The 21,512-nt window shown below is 71.8% G+C and carries 16 protein-coding genes; 5 read left to right on the forward strand and 11 right to left on the reverse strand.

The features are described from left to right. From OXR63_RS16900 to OXR63_RS16915, 4 genes are all read left to right on the forward strand, one after another. Positions 1-831 (forward strand): ABC transporter ATP-binding protein (locus OXR63_RS16900; protein ID WP_267425214.1); only part of this gene is annotated, 831 nt, incomplete at its 5' end. Further along, positions 828-1,634, forward strand: a complete 807-nt coding sequence (locus OXR63_RS16905; protein WP_267425216.1) for an ABC transporter permease — start codon at positions 828-830, stop codon at positions 1,632-1,634. The genes OXR63_RS16900 and OXR63_RS16905, both read left to right, overlap by 4 nt. Before the next feature lie 65 nt (positions 1,635-1,699). After that, positions 1,700-2,944, forward strand: a complete 1,245-nt coding sequence (locus OXR63_RS16910; RefSeq protein ID WP_267425218.1) for a sensor histidine kinase — start codon at positions 1,700-1,702, stop codon at positions 2,942-2,944. Beyond that, entirely contained in the window at positions 2,941-3,567 is a 627-nt protein-coding gene (locus OXR63_RS16915) for a response regulator transcription factor (protein ID WP_267425220.1), read from the forward strand. Before OXR63_RS16910 ends, OXR63_RS16915 begins: the two co-directional genes overlap by 4 nt. A gap of 42 nt (positions 3,568-3,609) precedes the next feature. On the opposite strand, the gene OXR63_RS18495 is transcribed toward OXR63_RS16915, so the two are convergent. From OXR63_RS18495 to OXR63_RS16955, 8 genes are all read right to left on the reverse strand, one after another. Beyond that, positions 3,610-4,542, reverse strand: a complete 933-nt coding sequence (locus OXR63_RS18495) for an NADP-dependent oxidoreductase (protein WP_267425222.1) — start codon at positions 4,540-4,542, stop codon at positions 3,610-3,612. 33 nt (positions 4,543-4,575) lie between these two features. Next, on the reverse strand, positions 4,576-5,355 hold the full coding sequence (locus OXR63_RS16925; RefSeq protein WP_267425223.1) for a GNAT family N-acetyltransferase: 780 nt from the start codon (positions 5,353-5,355) through the stop codon (positions 4,576-4,578). Positions 5,356-5,556: 201 nt separating this feature from the next. Continuing rightward, complete coding sequence (locus OXR63_RS16930; protein WP_267425224.1) at positions 5,557-7,686, reverse strand: glycoside hydrolase family 36 protein; 2,130 nt, start codon at positions 7,684-7,686, stop codon at positions 5,557-5,559. After that, the gene (locus OXR63_RS16935) at positions 7,647-8,540 is read right to left on the reverse strand and encodes an ABC transporter ATP-binding protein (RefSeq protein ID WP_267425227.1); all 894 of its coding nucleotides are present in this window, start codon (positions 8,538-8,540) and stop codon (positions 7,647-7,649) included. The genes OXR63_RS16930 and OXR63_RS16935 overlap by 40 nt, the downstream gene beginning before the upstream one ends. Further along, a complete protein-coding gene (locus OXR63_RS16940; RefSeq protein ID WP_267425229.1) occupies positions 8,537-9,442 on the reverse strand; it encodes an ABC transporter ATP-binding protein in 906 nt (301 codons plus the stop codon). The genes OXR63_RS16935 and OXR63_RS16940 overlap by 4 nt, the downstream gene beginning before the upstream one ends. Next, positions 9,439-10,479: an ABC transporter permease gene (locus OXR63_RS16945; RefSeq protein ID WP_267425230.1), complete on the reverse strand. Its 1,041-nt coding sequence runs from the start codon at positions 10,477-10,479 to the stop codon at positions 9,439-9,441. Before OXR63_RS16945 ends, OXR63_RS16940 begins: the two co-directional genes overlap by 4 nt. A gap of 13 nt (positions 10,480-10,492) precedes the next feature. Further along, positions 10,493-11,482 (reverse strand): ABC transporter permease, encoded by a 990-nt coding sequence (locus OXR63_RS16950; protein WP_267425232.1) that lies wholly within the window; start codon positions 11,480-11,482, stop codon positions 10,493-10,495. Between the two features lie 34 nt (positions 11,483-11,516). Continuing rightward, positions 11,517-13,202, reverse strand: a complete 1,686-nt coding sequence (locus OXR63_RS16955) for an ABC transporter substrate-binding protein (RefSeq protein WP_267425235.1) — start codon at positions 13,200-13,202, stop codon at positions 11,517-11,519. 118 nt (positions 13,203-13,320) lie between these two features. Here OXR63_RS16955 and OXR63_RS16960 point away from each other — a divergent pair, with 118 nt between their 5' ends. Beyond that, on the forward strand, positions 13,321-15,876 hold the full coding sequence (locus OXR63_RS16960) for a glycoside hydrolase family 2 protein (RefSeq protein WP_267425238.1): 2,556 nt from the start codon (positions 13,321-13,323) through the stop codon (positions 15,874-15,876). 105 nt (positions 15,877-15,981) lie between these two features. Here the strand turns inward: OXR63_RS16960 and OXR63_RS16965 are convergent, their stop codons facing one another. The 3 genes from OXR63_RS16965 to OXR63_RS16975 all read right to left on the reverse strand — a co-directional run bounded on the left by OXR63_RS16965 (position 15,982) and on the right by OXR63_RS16975 (position 21,443). After that, positions 15,982-18,147 carry an alpha-galactosidase gene (locus tag OXR63_RS16965; RefSeq protein WP_267425239.1) on the reverse strand — a complete coding sequence of 722 codons (2,166 nt, stop codon included), beginning with the start codon at positions 18,145-18,147 and terminating at the stop codon, positions 15,982-15,984. Next, positions 18,144-20,162 (reverse strand): beta-galactosidase, encoded by a 2,019-nt coding sequence (locus OXR63_RS16970; protein ID WP_267425241.1) that lies wholly within the window; start codon positions 20,160-20,162, stop codon positions 18,144-18,146. The genes OXR63_RS16965 and OXR63_RS16970 overlap by 4 nt, the downstream gene beginning before the upstream one ends. A gap of 144 nt (positions 20,163-20,306) precedes the next feature. Beyond that, positions 20,307-21,443 (reverse strand): ROK family transcriptional regulator, encoded by a 1,137-nt coding sequence (locus OXR63_RS16975; RefSeq protein WP_267425243.1) that lies wholly within the window; start codon positions 21,441-21,443, stop codon positions 20,307-20,309. Between the last annotated feature and the right edge of the window lie 69 nt (positions 21,444-21,512).

Here is a 21,512-nt window from a genome sequence, read left to right on the forward strand (position 1 = left end):
GAGTCCCCCGCCATCGAGGTCCACCACCTCGCCAAGCAGTACCCCACCGGCAAACGCGCCGTCGATGACGTCAGCTTCAGGATAGAGCGCGGGGAGACCTTCGCCCTCCTCGGCCCAAACGGCGCTGGCAAGTCCACGACGGTCGAGATCCTCGAGGGCCACCGCTCCCGCACCGGGGGCGACGTCCGCGTCCTCGGCCACGACCCCGCAAAGACGAGCCGCAGCCACAACGCCCGCATCGGCATCGTCCTGCAGTCGAGCGCGGAATCGCCGAACGTCACGGTCGCCGAGCAACTGAACCACTTCGCCAAGCTCTACCCGAAGCGCCGCACCACGGACGAGCTCCTGCACGCGACAGGGCTCGAGACCCACCGCAACGTCCGCCTGAGCAAGTTGTCCGGCGGCCAGCGTCGCCGCGTCGACGTCGCGCTGGGGATCATCGGCCGCCCCGAGGTCCTCTTCCTCGACGAGCCGACGACCGGCTTCGACCCCGAGGCCCGTCGGCAGTTCTGGGACCTCCTCCGACAGGTCCAGCACGAGGGCACGACCATCCTCCTGACGACGCACTACCTCGACGAGGCCGCCCACCTGGCCGATCGGGCGGCGGTGATCGTCGACGGCCGGCTGATGGACATCGCGCCGATCGACGAACTCGGCGGCTCCGCGGCACGAGAACCACGAGTGCGGTGGCGCGGCGCGGACGGCTCGCATGAAGCACGCACCACCGACCCAGCCGCCTTCATCCGCGGCAACACCGACCCGATGCACGACCTCGAAGTCATCCGCCCGTCCCTCGAGGACGTCTACCTGGAGATGGTGGGACACGCATGAACCCGGCAACCGTGGGCATCGCCCGCATCAGCTACGAGCTCCGCTCCTACTTCCGGGCGCCCGAGTCCGTCTTCTTCACGTTCCTGTTCCCGATCATCATGCTGGCGCTGTTCTCCGTCGCGTTCAGCAGCGCCGCCGACATCCAGGCCGGCCCGGGCACGAGCGTCGACTACGCCACCTACTACCTCCCCGGCCTGGTGGCGACCGGCATCCTCCTGTCGGGCACCCAGGCCCTCGGTGTCGACATCGCTACCGAGCGCAGCGACGGAACGCTGAAGCGCCTCGGCGGCACGCCGCTCCCCGTCCTGAGCTACTTCGTCGGCAAGATCGGCATGGTCCTGGTGACCACGTTCGTCCAGACGGCTATTCTGCTGGCCGTGGCGAGCCTCCTGTTCGGTGTCGACCTGCCGACCGACGCGAGCCGCTGGGGTGTCTTCGCGGGCGTCCTCCTCCTCGGCATCGCCACCAGCTGCGTCCTCGGCATCGCGATCTCCGCCCTCCCCCGAGAGGGCCGGCGTGCCACCGCCACCATCGTCCCGGTGGTCCTGGTCCTGCAGTTCATCTCCGGCGTCTATCTCCCCTTCACCCAACTTCCCGCCTGGTTGCAGGATGTGGCGTCCGTCTTCCCCCTCCGGTGGATGGCGTCCGGCATGCGGTCGGTCTTCCTGCCGCAGGCGTTCGAGTCCGGTGAGCCGGGAGGCTCGTGGCAGCTCGGCCTCGGCACCCTGGTGCTGGTGGGGTGGCTGGTCCTGGGCACGGTGGCCTGCGTGGTCACGTTCCGGTGGAACCGCAAGGACGCCTGATGCCCCGGCAGGTCCAGCCTGTGGACAACCGCCTCCGGCCCGCCGAAGGGTGCGATGCTGTCGGCATGGACACGGTCACGGAGCGCGAGGGCACCTGGGTACGGAACCGGTGGCTGCATGCCTTCTTCGCTGCGACCATGTCCCTGACGGCGGTGATCGCGGTGTTCGGCTGGTCCCCCTGGCCGACTCGGTGGCCGGCGTTCGCGATGATCATCGTGCTGGTCGTCGCCTACGCGGCGTACGGGCACCAGGGCTACGACAGACTCCGACCCGCGGCAGCGTTCCTCCCGTTGGTGGTCTTGGCTGCCGCCGTGCTGCCGGCTGTGGCACCGAGCACGGCCTTCGTGCAGTGCATCCTCTTCCCGCTGGTCTGGTGCCAGTCGCAGCGCATCCGCACCGGCGTCGTGCTGTCGGTCGCGGTCGGAGTCGCGAGCGGCATCGGTCTGCAGGTCAGCGGCGGTCTGGACGAGATCGTCAGCACCCTCCTCATCGAGGGCATCAGCGTCGTCGGCGCCTGCGCCATGGGCGTCTGGATCTCGAGCATCGCCGACCTGTCCGAGTCCCGCCGCGCACTGCTCGACGAGCTCCGAGCGACGCAGACCTCCCTCGCCGAGGCGAACCGGGCCGCCGGCATTGCCAGCGAACGGGAACGCCTCGCCCGTGAGATCCACGACACGGTCGCGCAGAACCTCGCCGGCATCGTCATGCTGACCGAACGCGCCCGCGGTGACCTCGCCGACGACCACACCGACGCGCTCGAGGAACGCCTGACGATCCTCGAGGAGTCGGCCCGAGCAGCGCTCGAGGAGTCACGCGTCCTCGTCGCCGCCGGAGCCGCCGGCGCATCCCACGACAGCCTGGCCGGCGCCCTGCACCGCCTCGGCGAACGGCACACCCGCGAGACCGGCACGCCGGTGACCATCGACGCGGTGGACTGCCCGCTGGATCGCGACGCGCAGGTGGTCCTGTTGCGCGTCGCCCAGGAGGCCCTCGCCAACGTCCGCGCACACGCCAACGCCGCCTCGGTGCGCGTCGCACTGCACCACGCGCCCGAGCAGACCGTCCTGCGGATCCAGGACGACGGCGACGGCTTCGCCACCGCCGTCCGGAGCGTCGGCCGCGGGCTCGCCGGGCTCCGCGAGCGGCTCGCCCTCGCGGGCGGGACCTGCGTCGTGACGAGCGCACCGGGCGACGGCACCACGGTGACGGCCACGCTGCCCACGGTGACCACCGCCGGACCGGTCCTCCCGGATCAGGCGACGCCGAGCCTCCCGGCGGTCGCGCGCCCCGTGGCGGAGGTGACCCGGTGATCCGCGTCGTCGTCGCGGACGACCACCCCATCGTGCGAGCCGGCATCGTCGCGCTGCTGCAGTCCGCGCCGGACGTCGACGTCGTCGGCCAGGCGTCCGACGGCGAGGCCGCGGTGTCGATCGTCCGCGCCGAGCGCCCCGACGTCGTGCTGATGGACCTGCGCATGCCGCTCCTCGACGGCGACGCGGCGACCGCGCAGATCGTGGCTGCGCTGCCCGACGTCCGAGTGCTCATCCTCACGACGTACGAGTCCGACGACCAGATCCTCGCGGCGATCGAAGCCGGTGCGACGGGCTACCTGCTCAAGGCGGCGCCCGAGTCGGAGATCCTCGCGGGCGTGCGGGCCACCGCCCGGGGCGAGACCGCACTCGCTCCCTCGGCGGCCGCGGCACTCGTTCGTCGAGCAACCGGAGGGGCCGCACCGGGCCCGTCCCTCACCCCGCGCGAGCTCGAGGTCATGCGCCTCGTCGCGCAGGGCAACAGCAACCCCGCGATCGGCCGGGCCCTGTTCCTCAGCGAGACGACCGTGAAGACGCACCTCGGCCACGTGTTCGAGAAGCTCGGCGTGAACGACCGCACGCGTGCCGTGACCCGGGCGATGGAGCTCCACCTCCTGCCCTGACGGTGGACGGCACGGTGCACGGCACGGTGTACGGCCCAGGGGTCACCAGGTGAGGACGAACCGGCCTCGTGTCCCGCCGGCCTCGAGCCGCTCGTGCGCCTCCGTGGCACGCGACGCCGGCAGCACCTCGGCGATGCGCGGGGTGATCGTGCCGCCCTCGACGCCGTGGCGCAGTCGCTCGAGCTTGTCGAACGACCGGTACTCCTTCCCGACGAGCGCCCGCTCGAACCGGATGCCGTCGGCGCCGTTCCCCTCCCAGCCCCGCACGTCGATGAACACGCCACCCTGCCGCAGCGCCGGGACGACGACGTCCCGCTGGACCGCACAGTCGGCGAGCGCATCGGCACCCTCGGGCACGATGCGTCGGACGGCCTCCGCGAAGGACTCGCCGCGCGGGACGACGTGGTCCGGCCCGAGCGACCGCACGAGGGTCTCGTCCTTCTCGGCGGCGTCCGCGATGACCGTGAGACCCTCGGCCTTCGCGAGCTGCACGAGGTAGTTGCCGAGCAGGCCTGCCGCGCCCGTGACGGCGAGGGTGTCGCCACGGGAGAGCCCCGCCAGCTCGAGGACCTGGATGGCGGTGAGACCGTTCATCGGGATCGTCGACGCCAGCTCCACCGAGGTCCCGCGCGGGATCCGGGTGAACGACCCCACCGGGGCGACGAGCTCCTCGACGTAGGCCCCTCCGTGCGCGGTCAGGGGCAGCGCGATCGCCATGACCTCGTCGCCGACGGCCCACCCGTCGACGTCCGGGCCGACCTCGTCGATCACCCCGGCGGCGTCCATGCCCGGCACGTACGGAGCCGAGGCGTGGGAGCTGTCCCGCTGCCCCGCACGCACGCCCGTGTCCGTGGGGTTCACGGCGAACGCTCCGACCCGGATGCGGACGGAGCCGGCACCGGCGTGGGGCTCCTGGACCTCGTGGACGGCGAGGGCCTCGGGCCCTTCGAACTGCTGCACTCCGACGACCTTCACCCGTCCGGTCTACCGGGCGGTCCCCGACCGTTCTCAGCCTGGTGAGCCGAAGGCCTCCGGCGATGGCCGAACCAGCGGCAACAGCATCTCCACCGAGTCACCAGGAGCGAACCCGATCGGCCGTCGACGCCCCGTCCGGACGAACCCGTGCCGCTCGTAGAACGCCCGCGCCCGTGCGCCCGCCGGGTTCTCGTCCACCCACAGCGCGATCGTCTCGCCACGTCCCCGAGCCCACGCCAGGACCTCCGCGAGCAGCACCTCGGCGACGCCGTGTGCGCGGCCGCGGAACTCCGGCACGACCCACACGCCGGTCAGCAGCAGCCCGCCCTGCTGCTGCGCGCTCATCATCCCGATCCAAAGCCCACTGGCGTCGTCGATCGCGACCAGGCTCGTTGCATCGGTGGCGTGCCCTCGGCGAGCGCGCATCCGCCAGTCGTCCTCGGACATCGCCGTCGTCGTCTCGAGGGTGGCACCGTACGACACCGGGTTGTCCGTCGCGTTCTCGATCCGCGCAGCCCGCACCGCGGGCCAGTCGTCCTCCGTCGTCACCCGGACGGAGTACCGCACTCCCGGCAGTCCGGAGCGGTCGAGCACCGAGACGAGCTCCCGCTGCAGGGCACCGGGCAGAGCAACGCCGTGCGGCGAACTGATCGGTGCGCCGGACGTGACCGCGGCCGCGGACCGGATTGCCACGTCGAGCGCGCTGCGCGTGGCGGGCAGCGGGACGTCAGCCAGGTCCGCGGCGAGCGCGGCCCAGGGACCGGGGACAGCCTCGGAGCGCACGCTCGCGAGCAACCCGCCGATCGTCTGCATCACCCCATCGTGCCAGGACCCACCGGACGGGAGGCGCGGGACCTGCCCGCCCCGCCCCTCCCGCCCGACAGGACAGCCGGACAGCAGGACGCCTGCCTGCGCCTGCGGCCCGACTGGGCAGGAGGACGCCTGCCTGCGCCTCCCGCCCGACCCGACGAGCAGCGCTGCCTTCGCCACCCGTCCGCTCTCGACATCCCCCGATCAGCGGATGCGGAACACCCGCGCCGTCGGGGTGACGCCTCCGTTGTCGACGTGGAGCACCCCGTCCTCCCACGTCACCGACCACGGCCCCGGCTCCAGCGGGAACAGCGGCTCCACGGAGACGTCCCGCCCCCGCAGTGCCGGCATCGGCAGCGACACCGAGTCCGACGCTCCGGGCAGCGACCACACCGACAGGAACAGGTCGTCCCCGGGGACGGCGAGCCCCAGGGCGATCCAGGTGTCCTCCCACGCGGGCAGCCCGAGCGGCCACACGGGGACGGTCGTCGGCAGCACCTCGAGCACCGTCCGGTGCGCCTCGATCGCCGCTCCGACGACCTCGAGCTGCGCCGGGGACATCGTGTTGAGGTACCCGGACAGGTACATCCGCCCGAGCACGCCGTTCACGAGCGACAGCACGAAGCGCTCGTCGCTCATGTCGACCGCGGGGTAGGCCCAGTTGCCCGCCTGCTCGGGCAGCATCGCCGCAGGGGCGGCAGCGGCGATCGAGGCGTACAGCACCGGGTCCTGCTGGTCCGAGGTGGACTGCATGTGCAGCCGCGAGAGCATGGCCTGGTCGGCCCGCATCGCCCCGGAGGCGCAGTTCTCGATGAGCAGCGACGGGTGCCGCTCCTGCACGGCGTCGATCCAGTCGAGCAGCGCCCGCTGGTGCTCGAGCATCCCGGGGAACGGCCCGGTCATGGTGTTGTCGTCCATCTTGATGAACGACACCCCGAGCTCGCTGACCAGCCGGTCGACGACCGCGTCGAGGTGCGCGCGGGCCTCCGGCGAGCGCAGGTCGAGCAGGTGGCGCCCGTGCTCGGCGACCCGCACCCCGTGGTGCTGCACGAACGCGCGGTCCGGCAGGGTCGACGCCAGCGGGGAGTGGATCCCGATGACCTCCGGCTCGAGCCAGAGCCCGGCCTGCATGCCCCGGTCGCGGATGTGGTCGATGACGAGCGAGAGCCCGCCGGGGAACCGTGAGGCGGCTGGCTCCCACGCACCGACGGTGTCCCACCAGTGCCCCTCGGCGTACCAGCCGGCGTCGATGCAGAACAGGTCGGCTCCGGCGTCGGCGGCCGCGTCGATCAGGGGGAGGAGCTTCGCGGTGGTGGGATCCCCCATCAGGGTGTTCATGTAGTCGTTGAACACGAGCGGCAGCGCGAGGTCGGCCGGTCGGAGGTTGCGCGTCGCCCGGCGTTGCCTGGTGAGCACCGCGAAGGCCTCGTCCACGGTGCCGGCGATCCCGACGGACACGGGCACCGAGGTGAACGGACGGCCCCTCGTCACGTCGGTCGTCCACCGGTGGTCCTGGTCTGTCGGTCCGCTGAGCAGCAGGTAGGCGTGGTGTCGTGTCTCCCCGAGCTCGTACAGCCACGGCCCGTTGTGCTCGACCTGCCACGCGAGGGCGTACGACGGCGCCAGGAGCACGCCGATCGGCAGCGCCTCGCCCGTCGACCACGACCCGCGGTTCTGCACGACGGCCCGGCTCCGCGGCGGGTGGTGCTGGGCGTCGCGGTCGATCCGTGCCAGGCCGATGTCCCGCAGGGGGTCGGTGCGCCAGCGGCTCTCGGCCACCCAGTCGTTGTCGGCGTGCGCGAGCGCGAGCTCGTCGACGGTCGCGCCGGAGTCCGTCAGGAACGCCCCGGTCGCGAACGAGGACACGAAGTCCACGACGTGTTCGCCGTGCTCCGCCGACACCTCGGTCCACGTCCGGAACGCGGGCACGTCGGCGTGCGCCCGGAAGACCGATTCGACCTGGAGGCCCGTGGTCGCGTCCGACTGGAGGATGCGGAACTCGTGATCGGTCCCCTCCTCGGACGCCCGGTGCGACACCGGGCGCAGGCGCGCCCCGATCGTGGAGTCGACGTGCCGGAAGCCGCCGGGGAACCGACCGTGCCCGACGGTCGTCAGCTCGACGAGCGGCTGCGGGTCGTCCGGCCCGTCGGCGAGGACTCCGGAAGCGAGGGCGTCGGACGCGACGACGCCGCCGCCGGGCACGAGCGACACCAGCGCCGCGGGCCCGTCCCTCCCGATCCGGAACCGAGCGGAGAACCCCGGCGTGACCCAGTCGACGAACGTCGACCCGTCGCTCATCGCGCTCCCACCGGCGCCGGCCGGCTCGGGACCCACGCGCCGACGGTGTGGTCGTAGCACGTGGTGTTGTCGATCGTCGACCGGTCGAGCGCCGGCCCCGCGGTGACCCGTCGCTCCCCGCGCTCGGGGTCCGGTGCCGCGTCGGCGAGCAGCCGGGTGTAGTCGTGGTGCGGGTCGAGGATCACCGCGTCCGAGGGCCCGCGTTCGACGACCCGACCGCGGTAGAGCACCAGGATCTCGTCCGAGAAGTGTCGCGCGGTCGCCAGGTCGTGCGTGATGTAGAGCACGGCGAGGTGGTCCTCCCGCTGCAGGCGTCCGAGCAGGTTGAGGACGCTGAGCCGGATCGACACGTCCAGCATCGACACGGGTTCGTCGGCGATGAGCACCTGCGCGCCCGGTGCGAGTGCGCGGGCGATCGCGACGCGCTGCCGCTGCCCACCGGAGAGCTCGTGCGGTCGGCGGGAGGCGAAGTCCTCGTCGAGGTTCACCCGCCCGAGCAGCTCCCGCACCCGGTCCGCGGTCTCCTCGGCGCCGCGGGCCCGGTGGTGCAGCTGCAGCGGCCGGGCGATGTGGTGCTCGATCGAGTGGAACGGGTTGAGCGAGGCGAAGGGGTCCTGGAACACCATCTGCACGTGCCGCCGGTACATGCTGCCGACGACGGGGGTGCCGTCCTCCAGGCGGACGTCGATCGACCCGTGGGTGACCGACTCGAGCTTGGCGAGCATCCGCGCGATGGTGGACTTGCCGGACCCGGACTCCCCGACGAGTGCGACGGTGCGTCCGGGCAGCAGCTCGAACGACACGTCGTCGACGGCCCGCAGCGTGGTGCGTCGCAGCCCCTTGCGGGTGTGGAAGTCCTTGCCGAGGTGGCTGACGGTCACACTGGTCATCGGTCCGTCTCCTGTGCTGCCTGCACCAGGACGGCCCTGGTGTCGGTCTCGGGTTCGACGCCGTCCTCCACCCCGCTCCGGATGAACGCGCCGCGCGCACCCGACAGGCTGGGGAACGACCGCAGCAGGCGCCGCGTGTACGGGTGCTTCGCGTCGTGTTGGATCACCGATGCCGACTCGCACTCGACGACCTCGCCGCGGAGCATGATCGCGATCCGGTCGCTGATCTCCAGCAGGAGCGGCAGGTCGTGCGTGATGAACACGACCGCGAACCCGAGCTCGTCGCGCAGCCGGACGATCTCCCGCAGGATCTCCCGCTGCACGACGACGTCGAGCGCCGTGGTGGGTTCGTCCATGATCATGATCTGCGGCTCGAGCAGCATCGCCATCGCGATCATCACGCGCTGCCGCATGCCGCCGGAGAGCTCGTGCGGGTACGCCGTGATGCGCGACGGGTCGACGCCGACCCGGCGCAGGGCGTCCTCCGCGATCGCCCGTCGCTCCTTCCGCGACAGTCCCCTGCGGTGTTCGACGAGGGCGTCGTCGAGCTGGGCGCGGATCGTCGTGACGGGGTTGAGCGCGTTCATCGCCCCCTGGAACACCATCGACAGCTTCGACCAGCGCACGGCTCGGAGCTCCTCGTGTCCCAGGCCGAGCAGGTCCACGTCGGAGCCGTCCCGGTCGTGGAACGTGATGCTGCCGGAGGTGACCTTCGCCGGCGGTCGGTGCAGCCGCGTGATCGCGTACGCCAGGGTGGTCTTCCCGCACCCGGACTCCCCCGCGAGTCCGAGGATCTCGCCGGGTGCCAGCGTCAGGGACACGTCCTTGACCGCGTGGACGGGGTGTTCGGTCTCGTAGACGACGTCGAGGTGCTCGATCGTCAGGACTGCGGTGGCGCTCATCGGGCGACCCCCTTCGTGTCGTGGGCTGCGGGGGCGACGCGGGGCGAGCCTCCCGACCGGGCAGCGCGCTTGGCGCGACGATCGCGGCGACGCTGGGCGCGCACGTTGGCGAGCCGGGGGTTGATGACCTCGTCGATCGAGAAGTTCACCAGTGAGAGCCCCATGCCGAGCAGGGCGATGAGCAGCCCCGGCGGGACGAACCACCACCACGCGCCGTTGGCGAGCGCGAACCCGTTCTGGGCGTAGAACAGCATCGTGCCGAGCGTGGACGAGTTCGACGCCCCGAGGCCGAGGAAGGACAGCCCCGCCTCTCCCAGGATCGCCGCGATCACCGCGAAGACGAACTGCGACGCCAGGACGGGCAGCAGGTTCGGCAGGATCTCGACCGCGATCACCCGCCAGGGCCGCTCCCCGGCGACCCGGGCGGCCGACACGTAGTCGCGGTTCCTGATCGACATCGTCTGCGCCCGGAGCACCCGGGCGGACCCGGCCCACGACGTGATCGCGAGGACGACGGCGATGGTCCAGAGCCCGCGGGCCTCACGCGGGACGAGACCCGAGATGACGATGACGAGCGGCAGGCCCGGGATGACGAGGAAGACGTTCGAGAAGAGCGAGAACGCCTCGTCCATGATCCCGCCGAGGTACGCGCCGAGGATCCCGAAGAACGCGGAGAGCACGGTGGCGAGCAGGCCGACGATGAGGCCGATCTGCAGGCTGCCGCGGGTGGCGAAGGCGAGCTGCGCGAGGACGTCCTGCCCGGTCTGCGTCGTGCCGAGGAGGTTCGCGGCGCTCGGGCCCTGCAGGCCGGAGTCGCGGATGGTGGTCGGGTCGCCGACGAGCAGCGGTCCGATGACGCCGAAGAGCACGACGCCGAGGACGAGGACGATGCCGGCGACGAGCCACGGGGTGAGGGTCGGGAGGAAGCGCCGGATGCCGCCCTTCGACGCCCGTCGGGTGGCGATCGACGTGGTGCTGTCGGCCTCCTCCACGAGTGCGCCGATCGTGGGCTCGGTCTCCTGCTGGATGTTGGTCATGGTCGTCTCCTCCCTAGCTCCGCGCCCGCGTGCGCGGGTCGATGAGCCCGTACAGCAGGTCGACGACGAGGTTCGCGCCGAGGACCGCCAGGGTGATGAACAGGAAGATCCCCTGCATGAGCGCGTAGTCGTTGTTCGTCACCGCGGAGAGGAGCTTCGACCCGATGCCCGGGTAGGAGAACACCTGCTCGGTGACGACGGAGCCGGACACGATGAACCCGAGGGAGATCGCGAACCCGGCGACGGAGGGCAGCACGGCGTTCCGTGCGGCGTAGTTCCGCAGGATCCTGCCGTCGGGCAGCCCCTTCGCCTGCGCGGTGGTGATGTAGTCCTCGGACAGCGTCGACACCATCATGTTGCGCATCCCGAGCAGCCACCCACCGAGGGACGCGAGCACGATCGTCACCGCCGGCAGCACGCCGTACTTGATCGCCGAACCGATGAAGTCGCCGTTGAAGCCCGGCGTCAGCACGACGTCGTAGCCACCCTGTGCCGGGAACAGGTGCAGCCCGGTCGCGAAGAAGTACACCAGGATCAGCGCGAGCCAGAAGTACGGCACCGCGGCGAGCAGGGTGGTGGCGGGCACGAACGAGTCGAGCCAGGTCCCCGGTCGCCACCCGACGAAGGCGCCGAGGCCCACGCCGATGACCGCCGCGACGATCGTGGCGATCCCGACCAGGGCGATCGTCCACGGCAGGGAGCTGCCGATGACCTCGGTCACCGGTGCCGGGAAGTAGCTGACGGACACCCCGAGGTCACCGCGGAACACGTTGACCAGGTAGTGGCCGTACTGGGACCAGAGCGGCTCCGAGGTGTCGCCACCGAGGAGCAGCTCGTACGCCTTCCGTGTCGCCGGGGTGACCTGCCCGCCGCGCTGCTGGAGCTTGGCGAGCAGGATGTCCACCGGGTTCCCGGGCAGCAGCCGCGGGATGATGAAGTTCAGCGTCAGTGCCGCCCACAGGGCCACCACGTAGAAGCCGATCTTGCGCAGGAAGTACGTCATCGTCGCGTGCTCCTCGGTCGCGATGCCATCGGGGTCAGCCCTTGGCCGGCTTCAGCGCCTTGAAGACCTCGGCGTTGTCCGGGCTCGCCCAGACCGCCGGGAAGGCGTAGAGGTCGTCCTTCGTCGGCCACCCGGTGAACTTCGCCGAGTGGAACTCGCTCGTCGTGCCGCCGGTCATCACGGGGATGTAGGGCAGGTCCTCGACGATGTGCTGCTGGACGACGTCGAACTCCGGCTGCGTCGCCGCGGTGTCGGTCGGGTTGATCGTGGCGAGCTTCGCGAGGGCGGCGTCGACGTCGGGGTTGCTGTACCGCGAGATGTTCATCGGGGCCGCCTCACCGACCTTCGCGGTGTTCGCCGTCGTGAAGTAGTTGTTGTAGAGGTAGTACGGGTTCGACGCCGGACCCTGGCCGAGCGAGTCGATCGCGAGCTCGAAGTCGCCCTTGGTCTTCTTGTCGGTCCACTCGTTCCAGGACGACTGCTGCGCTTTCAGCTCGATGCCGGCGGCCTTGAGCTGCTGGGTCATCGTGTCGATCGCGGTGATGTAGTCGGTCCACCCGGTGACGACCTCGACGGTCAGGGACAGCTTCTGGCCGTCCTTGGCGTAGATGCCGTCGGCGCCCTTCGCCCAGCCGGCCCCCTCGAGCGCCTTCGCCGAGGCCTCCTTGTCCGCGCTGCTCGGCATGACCGCCGGCGACACGTCCTTCGAGATGGTCTTCTCCTGCGTGCTGGTCAGCGCGAAGGTCGGCGAGATCTCGCTCGCGGTGTTCTCGAACGCGAGCGAGTTGAGCTGCTTGCGGTTGATGGCGTCGGCGATCGCGTGCCGCACGGCCGGGTCCGTCTGGGGACCCTTGCAGCCGAGCGCCGTGTTCGAGCAGGTCAGCAGCGCCATCTGGTTCTGCGGCACCGTGATGCCGTCGTACCCGGGGTACTTCGCGGCGATGTCGGACATGCCGGGCACCGGGCCGGTCTGCCAGTCGATCGAGCCCTGCGACAGGGCGTCGGCGCCGGCGGTGTTGCCGGAGAGCGAGAGGTAGCGGATGGTCTTCACCTTCGGCGCCCCGCCCCAGTACTTCGCGTTCGCCTCCAGAGTGAACGCCTGCGGCTTGAACGTCCCGAGCGTGTACGGACCGGTGCCGACGGGCTTGCGCATCACGTCGGTGGTCGGGTCGATGTCCTTCCACAGGTGCTGGGGGACGATCCAGGTCTTGCCGAGCAGGTTCGGGCCGAGCACGAACGAGGGCTTGTCGAACGACACCACGACCGTGTCGTCCCCCTCGGCCTTCGCGGTGCCGTCGTACCCGATCGAGTTCAGCGCCTTCTGCTGCTTGAGCATGTCGAGCGTGAACACGACGTCCTTCGACGTGAAGGGCTTCCCGTCGCTCCAGGTCGCCCCGTCGCGGAGCTGGATGGTCAGCTGCGTGCCGTCCGCGTTCCACTCGTAGGACTTGCCGAGCAGCGGCTTCGGGTCGTTCGTGTTCACGTTCGTGATGAAGAACAGCGACTCGTAGATCGTCCCGACGCCACCGATGTTCGACGGCGACCACGGGTTGTAGTTGATCTGGTAGTCGCCCGACTGGCCGGTGTAGGCCACCAGGGTCGAGGCGGCGTCGCCACTCGTGCTGGCGGAGCCGCTGGAGCTGCAGCCGCTCAGCGCGAGGCCGGCTGCCAGGAGAACGGCGCCGCCGATGGCGAGCCGTGAACGGGTTGGGTTGAACATCGTTGTCCTCTCGGTCTGCGTCATCGCAGGTCCACGTTGTGAGCGTGATTGTTACACGCATAAACTAAGTCGGTCAAGGGGTGACATCGTGTGACCCTGGCAACCCTGAGGAGACGCAATGGAGCGGACGACACTCGACGGCACGTGGACGGTCGAGGCGGTGCGCGGCCCGGCAGCGGCCGACGTCGCGTCGACCCCGATCGAGGCGGTGGTCCCCGGCGTGGTCCACACGGACCTGCTGCGGGCCGGGCTGATCCCGGACCCGTTCGACGGCGACAACGAGGCCGCGACCCAGTGGATCGGCGACACCGTCTGGCGCTGGCGCCGCACCTTCGAGTGGCACGCACCGGCCGCCGAGCGGCACGACCTGGTCGCGGACGGCCTGGACACCCTCGCCACGATCGAGCTCAACGGCATCGTCGTCGCGACCACGGCCAACCAGCACCGCTCCTACCGCTTCCCCGTCGCGCACCTGCTCCGCGAGGGCACCAACGACCTCGTCGTGACGTTCGACGCCCCGGTCCCCGCGGCCGAGCGGCTGTCCGAGCTGCACGGCGGCGAGCTCCCCCACGTCAACCACCACCCGTACAACGCGCTCCGCAAGAACGCGTCGAACTTCGGCTGGGACTGGGGCATCGACGTCGCGACGAGCGGCATCTGGAAGTCGATCGGCATCGAGTCCTGGAGCGGCGCCCGGATCGCGTCCGTCCGGCCGCTCGTGGACCTCGACGGCACCGACGGCGTGCTCACCGCACACGTGGACGTCGAGCTCGCCGGGTCCGGCGGCCGCTTCACGCAGGCCATCGGCAGCGCGCCGGTCACCGCAGCAGGCGGTGCCGACACCGCCGGACTGGAGGCCCGGGTCACCCTGGCCCCGCACCGCGCGGCCGCAGGGACGGCCGGGTCCGGCACCGAGCCTCCCGTCGGTACCGGCGGCGACACCGTGGTCGGATCGCGCCGGGTCGAGGACGGGTCTGCCACCGTCCGGCTCGTCGTCCCCGAGGTCGCCGTCTGGTGGCCGCGCGGCGAGGGCGACCAGCCCCTGTACGACGTCCGCGTCGAGGTCGGCGACGACGTCTGGAGCGGCCGGGTCGGCTTCCGGACCGTCACCCTCGACACCGCTGCCGACGCCGGTGGTGCGCCGTTCCTGCTGCGGGTGAACGACCGACCGGTGATGGTGCGCGGGGCGAACTGGATCCCGGACCACGCGTTCCTCACCGAGATGACCCGCGAGCGCTACCACCGCCGCATCGACGACGCAGTCGACGCGAACATGAACCTGCTCCGCGTCTGGGGCGGCGGCATCTACGAGTCCGACGACCTGTACGACCGGTGCGACGAGCTCGGGGTCCTCGTCTGGCAGGACTTCCTCTTCGCCTGCGCCGCCTACGCCGAGGAGCCGTGGCTCCGGGACGAGGTCGAGCCCGAGGTCCGCGAGGCCGTCACCCGCCTCAGCCCGCACCCGTCGCTCGTGGTCTGGAACGGCAACAACGAGAACCTCGTCGCGTACGCGGAGTGGGGCTGGCGCGCCTCCCTCGTCGGCCGGACCTGGGGCAACGGCTACTACCGCGACCTGTTCCCGGCGGTCGTCGCCGAGCTCGACCCGACCCGTCCGTACACGCCGGGCAGCCCGTTCTCGTTCGACGAGTACCTCACGCCGAACGACGAGCGGAACGGCAGCGTCCACATCTGGGACGTCTGGAACCGCCTGGACTACCGCGCCTACGCCGACTGGCAGCCGCGCTTCGTGGCGGAGTTCGGGTTCCAGGGGCCGCCGGCCTGGTCCACGCTGACGGCGGTGGTGCACGACGAGCCGCTCGACCCCGACGGCCACGAGATGCTCGTGCACCAGAAGGCCGACCAGGGGAACCGGAAGCTCGCCGACGGCATGCGGGGACACCTGCCGGAGCCGGCCTCGATCGAGGACTGGCACTTCGCCGCGCAGCTGAACCAGGCGCACGCGATCCGGTTCGGCATGGAGTGGTTCCGGTCGCGCACCCCCGACAACACCGGGACGGTCGTCTGGCAGCTCAACGACGACTGGCCGGTCGTGTCGTGGGCGCTCGTCGACCACGCCGGCATCCGGAAGCCCGTCTGGTACGCCGTGCGACAGGCCTACCAGCCCGTGCTCGTGACGGTGCAGCCCGGGGGCTCGGAGTCGTCGGTGCTCGACGTCGTGGTCGTCAACGCGTCCGGCGCCGCGGCGGAGGGCCAGGTCGACGTCGCCCGGGTGTCGTTCGACGGCACCGTGCTCGCGTCGGGGTCCTTCCCCGTCACCGTCGGGACCGCCGATGCCACGCGTGTGGCACTGCCGGCGACGCTGGCGGCCCCCGAGGACCCGGCGTCCGAGGTGCTCGTCGTCACCGGACCGCTCGGCCGGACCGTGCACGACTTCGCCGAGGTCGTCGACCAGGCCCTCGAACCGACGCCGTTCACCACCGCGGTGGAGCCGACGGCGGACGGCGCCCGGGTGACCGTCACCGCGACGTCGTACGCGCGGGACGTCTCGCTGTTCCCGGACCGCGTCGACGCTGTGGCCCGCGTGGACGACGGGCTGGTGTCGCTGCTGCCCGGCGAGTCCGTGACCTTCACCGTGACGGACGCTCCGGGGATCGACACCGGGGCGCTCACGACGCGCGAGGTCCTCCGCCACGCGGGGTCCCTGCTGCGCTGACCCGCTTCCGCCCGCTCGGCCGCGACGGTCGAGCGGGCGGTCGGCCGCCTGGCCGCGTCGGTCGCGCGGGCTGGTGCCGCTCTGGTCGGGCGGGCGGTCGCCCGTTCAGTCCAGCGCCACGCACTCCAGCACGATCGCGGACGCCGGCGCGAGCATCGGCAGCCGCACCCCGACGTCCTCGAGCACCGCGCCCGGCAGCTCGACCCACCCGCGTCCGAGCCACGGCGGTGGCACCATGTCGAGTCCGTGCGGCAGGCCGATGCCCGGGGCCGGGGCCACCCGGTAGCGCCGCGACCGGTCGAGTCCCCGCAGCCGGACCGGCACCGCGAGCGACTGCGGGCCGGTGACGGTCCGGGCCACGCGGACGAGCGCCCGGGACCGATCGACCGCCACCACGGAGGTCGCGTCGAGCCCGGGGTCCCCGAGGTCCAGGTGCCGCAGCCGTCCGGTGTGCAGCAGCGCCCGCGATCGTCGGTACAGCGCCGTCCACGCCCGCAGCCGGTCGAGTTCCGCCGGGGTCAGCCGGGTGACGTCCGTCTCGATGCCCGCGGAGCCGAACAGCGACACCGCCATCCGGAAGTCCAGGTCGAGGTGTCGGCCGGTCGTGTGCGACACCTCGGGGCCCACGTGGCTGCCGATGAGCTCGAGCGGCAGGAGCGCCTCGGTCCACCGCTGGATCGCCAGCCGCTCCACCGCGTCGTTCGTGTCGGACGGCCACACCCGGTCGGTGTGCTCGAGCGCGCCGAGGTCGACCCGGGCCCCGCCGCTCGCGCACGACTCGATCTCGAGCCACGGGTGGCGTCGGCGCAGCTCGTCCATCAGCATGTAGACGCCGCGGGTGTGCGCGTCGATGCCCGCACGTCCGGCGTGCACCGCGTGGACGACGTCGCGGTTCGCGTCCCACTTGACGAACTCCACGTGGTGCACGCCGATGACCGCCGACATGCTCTCGAGCACGAAGGCGCGGGCAGCCGGGTTCGCCAGGTCGAGCACGTACTGGTTCCGCCACGTCCGCACGTCGTCGTCCGGCCGCTGCAGCAGCCACTCCGGGTGGGCGACGGCGAGCTCCGACGCGGGGCTCACCATCTCCGGCTCGAACCACAGCCCGAACTCCATCCCGAGCTCCCGCACCCGGTCGACCAGGGGGCGGAGCCCGTCGGGCCAGACGCCCGGGTCGACCTGCCAGTCACCGAGCGACGTCGTGTCCGACCGTCGTCCGAGGAACCAGCCGTCGTCGAGCACGAACCGCTCCACACCGATGTCCGCGGCCGTCTCGGCCAGGGCCACCAGCGGGGCGAGGTCCTGCTGGTAGTACACGGCCTCCCACGTGTTGAGCACGACGGGCCGCGGACGACGGGGGTGCCCAGGCCGCGCGCGGATCGAGTCGTGGAGCCGGGCGGACATGCCGTCGAGCCCCTCGTCGCTCCACACGAACACGGCGTCCGGCGTCGTGAACGTCTCGTCCTCCCCGAGCACGACCTCACCCGCGCGGAGCAACTCCCCGGCGCCGAGCAGTGGCCGCGCCTCGGCGAGCACGTCGTGGCGGTGCACGGAGTCCGCGCTCCACGCCAGGTGCACGGCCCAGACCTCCCCCGCGTCGTCCGAGAACCCGGGCGTCCCGAGCACCAGCAGCGTCGGCGCGTCGTGGCCCGTGCGCCCTCGGCGGCTCTCGCGCGCGTGACTGCCGTGGGTCAGCGTGCGCCACTGCGGGGTGCGTTCCCGTGTCCAGCGTCCCGCCAGGTCGAGGACCTCCCCTGCCCGTTCCCCGACGGGCAGCACGGCCTCGAGCGCCTGCAGGTGCACCGCTGCCGCACCGCGGTTCGTCACGGCATGTCGGACGCGCAGGACCCCGGCGGCGTCGAGCGCGAACTCGCTCCGCAGCCGCAGTTCGGCGGAGACCGCGGTCACCGTGACCAGCCCCTCGTCCGACGCCACCACGACGTCCCGCCAGCGCGGCACGAGCGGCAGCCCGTCGACGTGTCCGGCGATCCCCGGTCGTCCCTCCCAGCCGTCCCGTTCGGTCGGCAGGACCGTCAGCGGCCAGGGCGCGTCGAACGCACTCGGCGAGACGGGCCGACCCACCGCCAGCAGGAGCTCGTCCGTGTCGATCGTCCCGACCGGCCCGACGTCACGCCCCCAGTGCAGCACCTCCGGCAGACCGTCCGTCGCCGTCACGAGCACGAGCGACACCCCGGCGGCACGGAGCACGTGCGCCCGCCGGGGCGGGTCGGACGGTCGCGTCGGTGCGGCGTCCTGGTCGACGACGGTCACGCGTCGCGCTCCTCGTGGAGCACGCGGACGCGTCCCGCCGGCACGACCGTCTCCGGCCCGTGGCCGGAACCGTCGAGCAGGTCCGTGCCGGACGCGGGCACCGAGACCGGCTCGGCCAGGTGGTTGACGAGGAACAGGAACGCGGAACCGTCGCGTCCGACGCGACGCACCGCCTCCAGTCCGGGAGGCCCGGTGACGGTCGGCGGGACCGCCCGCTCCGCCACGACCCGGTCCACCAGCCGCTGGATGCTGCCGTCCGCGAGGGCGGCGGAGACGTACCAGGCACCACCGCCGGCGTCCCGACGGGTGACCGCGGGGCGACCGGTGAGCGGTCCGTCCGCGTAGCGGAGGACCACCTCGGCGTCCTCGGTGACGACGGCCTCGGCCCAGTCGGTGACGACCTCGCCGTCGTCGAGGGTCCAGCGCTCGTCGGGCTGCAGCGGGGTGAACTCCTCCGACCACGCGCCGAGCAGGTCGCGGAAGGCCCCGGGGTACCCACCCGTCCGGATCCGGGCGTGCTCGTCAGCGACGCCGGAGAGGTACGTGACGACGAGGGTCACACCGCGCTCGGCGAGGTCGGCGACCCGGGCAGCCGCGGCGTCGTCGACGATGAGCAGCGTCGGCAGCACGACCACGTCGTACCCGGTCAGGTCGGCCTCGAGCGGGACGACGTCGGTCAGCACCTGCCGGTCGAAGAACGCCCGGTGCCAGGCGCGGAGTTCCCGGGACGCCCGCAGGCCCCGGTGCGGCTTGAGCCCGGACTGCATCGCCCACCCGGACGGTTCGTCCACGACGATCGCGACCCGGGCCGGCTCCACGGTGCTGCCCTGGACCGGTGCGAGCGCACGGAGTGCCCGGCCGAGCGCGGTGACCTCGCGCCAGATGCGGGTCGCGGTGCCGGCGTGCGGGACCATCGCGGAGTGGAACTGCTCGGCTCCGGCGGTCGAGGCACGCCACTGGAAGAACAGGGCGCCGTCGGACCCGCGAGCGACGTGCGCGAGGGAGTTCCGGAGGATCTCGCCCGGCTCCTTCGCCCGGTTGCGCTGCTGCCAGCTCGGGCTGCCGGTCGAGTGCTCCATGAGCAGCCAGGGCGCGCGGCCGGTCGTGATCCCGCGCATCCGGTCGGCGGACGCGGCGAGGTCCTGCTCGCGACGCGCATCGTCGACGAGTGTGTAGTGGTCGTTGGCGGGGATCGCCACGTGCTTCGCCCACTCGGCGTAGTCGACCGTCTGTGACCCGGCGCCGACCATGAAGTTCGTCGTCACGGGGACGGTCGAGTGGCGTTCGATCGTCGTCTTCTCCATGGTGAAGTGCGCGAGGAGGGAGTCCGACGAGAACCGTTCGGCGTCCAGGAACAGCCCCGGGTTCGGTGCCGTGTTGTGTCCGCCGTGGGGCAGCCCGATCTCCTCGAAGTCCGTGTACGTGTGCCCCCAGAAGGCCGTTCCCCACGCGGCGTTCACGGCGTCGACGTCCGGGTACCGCTCCCGGAGCCACCGACGGAACGCCGCCGTCGACGCGTCGCAGGCGCACCGGGCGTTGCCGCCGCCGAGCTCGTTGCTCACGTGCCACAGCCGCACGGCGGGGTGCTGCCCGTACCGTTCGGCGACGGCATCGACGATGCGGTGCGCGTGCTCCCGGAAGACCGGGGAGTCCGGGCACCAGCCGAGCCGCTCACCCGGGCGGCGGACGACGTCGTCACGGTCCACGGGCAGCACCTCGGGATGCGCCGCGAGCAACCAGCTCGGCGGTGCGGCGGTCGGCGTCGCGAGGTCGACCGCGATCCCGTTGGCGTGCAGGAGGTCGAGCACGTCGTCGAGCCAGGCCCACGTGTACTCCCCCGGTGCCCGCTCGAGGAGCCCCCACGAGAACACCCCGACCGTGACGAGGTTGACCCCGGCCTCGCGCATCAGCCGGACGTCCTCGTCCCACACCTCGCGCGGCCACTGCTCGGGACTGTAGTCACCGCCGAACGACAGACCGTCGGTCGGCCAGGGGACGGATGGGGCTTCGGACACGGCATCTCCTTCGATGGTGGGTCCGTTCCAGCCTCCCGTGCCGCTCCGCCTTTGTCAACGTGTGTAACTAACGCTCCGATGGTTCTGCCGCTGCCGTCACTCGGCTCGTTCCGCGGTTCGTCACTCGGTTCGTCACTCGGCTCGTCACTCGGCGAGCAGCCGGCGGATCGCGAGCACCGCTCCCGCCCGGGCCCACTCGGAGAACTCGAAGGGCTGCACCTCGACCGTCACCGGCTCCGTGTACGGCTCGAGCGCCCCGCGCAGCGCCTCGTCCACCGCGGACCGGGCGATGTCGTACACGGGCAACCCGTCACCGGTGAGCACGAGCGTGGACGGGTCGGCGATGTGCACCACCGTCGCCAGGACGACCCCGAGCGCACGGCCGGCGTCCGCGAAGGCCGCGAGTGCCCGCTCGTCACCGGACCGCGCACGTTCGACGACCTCGTCGTACGTGGCGTCGGTGTACCCGGAGTTCCGGACGATCACCGGACTCGGAAGGTAGCTCGACGCACACCCGAGGTGCCCGAGTCCACAGTCCGGACCACCGCCCAGCACGGGGAGGTGTCCGATCCGCCCGAGTCGTCCGTGCTCCCCCGTCGAGACCTGCCCGTTCGCGATGAGCCCGAGACCGAGACCCTCGCCGACCGTGACGAGCGCCATCGACCGGCCCCCGGTTCCCGCTCCTGCACCGAACCAGTGCTCCTTCGCCGTGAGGGCGTGCACGTCGTTCGCCGTGAACGTCGCCAGGCCTGTCCGCTCCGTCACCATCCGGGCGAACGGCACGTCCGTCCACCCGAGGAACAGCGAGTGCGCGACGACGGGCTCACCCCCGACCGTGCGGACGTCCCCGGGCAGGGAGACCCCGACCGCACACATCGCGGGGTGTGCGCTGCGGAGGCGTTCCTCGACCGCACGGATCTGTTCGGCGACGTCCTCGGCACGGGTCGTCGGCATCGACTCCTCGTGCAGGGCGAGGACGCGTCCGCCGAGGTCGGTCACCGCCGCGTACAGCCGGTCCTTCGTGAGCTTGATGCCGAGGAACTCCCACTGCCCCGAACTCGGGTGCAGGAGCTCCGACGGCCGACCGGTGGCTCCCCGGACATCCGTCCCGACCTCGACGACCAGTCCGTGCCCCACGAGGATGCGCATGGCTCGCGTGAGGCTGGCCCGCGAGAGCCCGAGCGACCGAGCGATCTCCGCCCGTGACAGCTCGCCGTGGATGAGGATCTCCCGGAGTGCCAACCGGGAGCCGTCCGGCAGGACCGGCCACGCATTCGTCATCGTTCCTCCGTCGTCGGCTGATCCTAATGCCGGCGACGCCGATGGCTGCCGCTTCCCAGAGCACAACGG

The sequence above is a fragment of the Curtobacterium sp. GC_Cur_3 genome (assembly GCF_026544205.1).
GTDB lineage: Bacteria > Actinomycetota > Actinomycetes > Actinomycetales > Microbacteriaceae > Curtobacterium.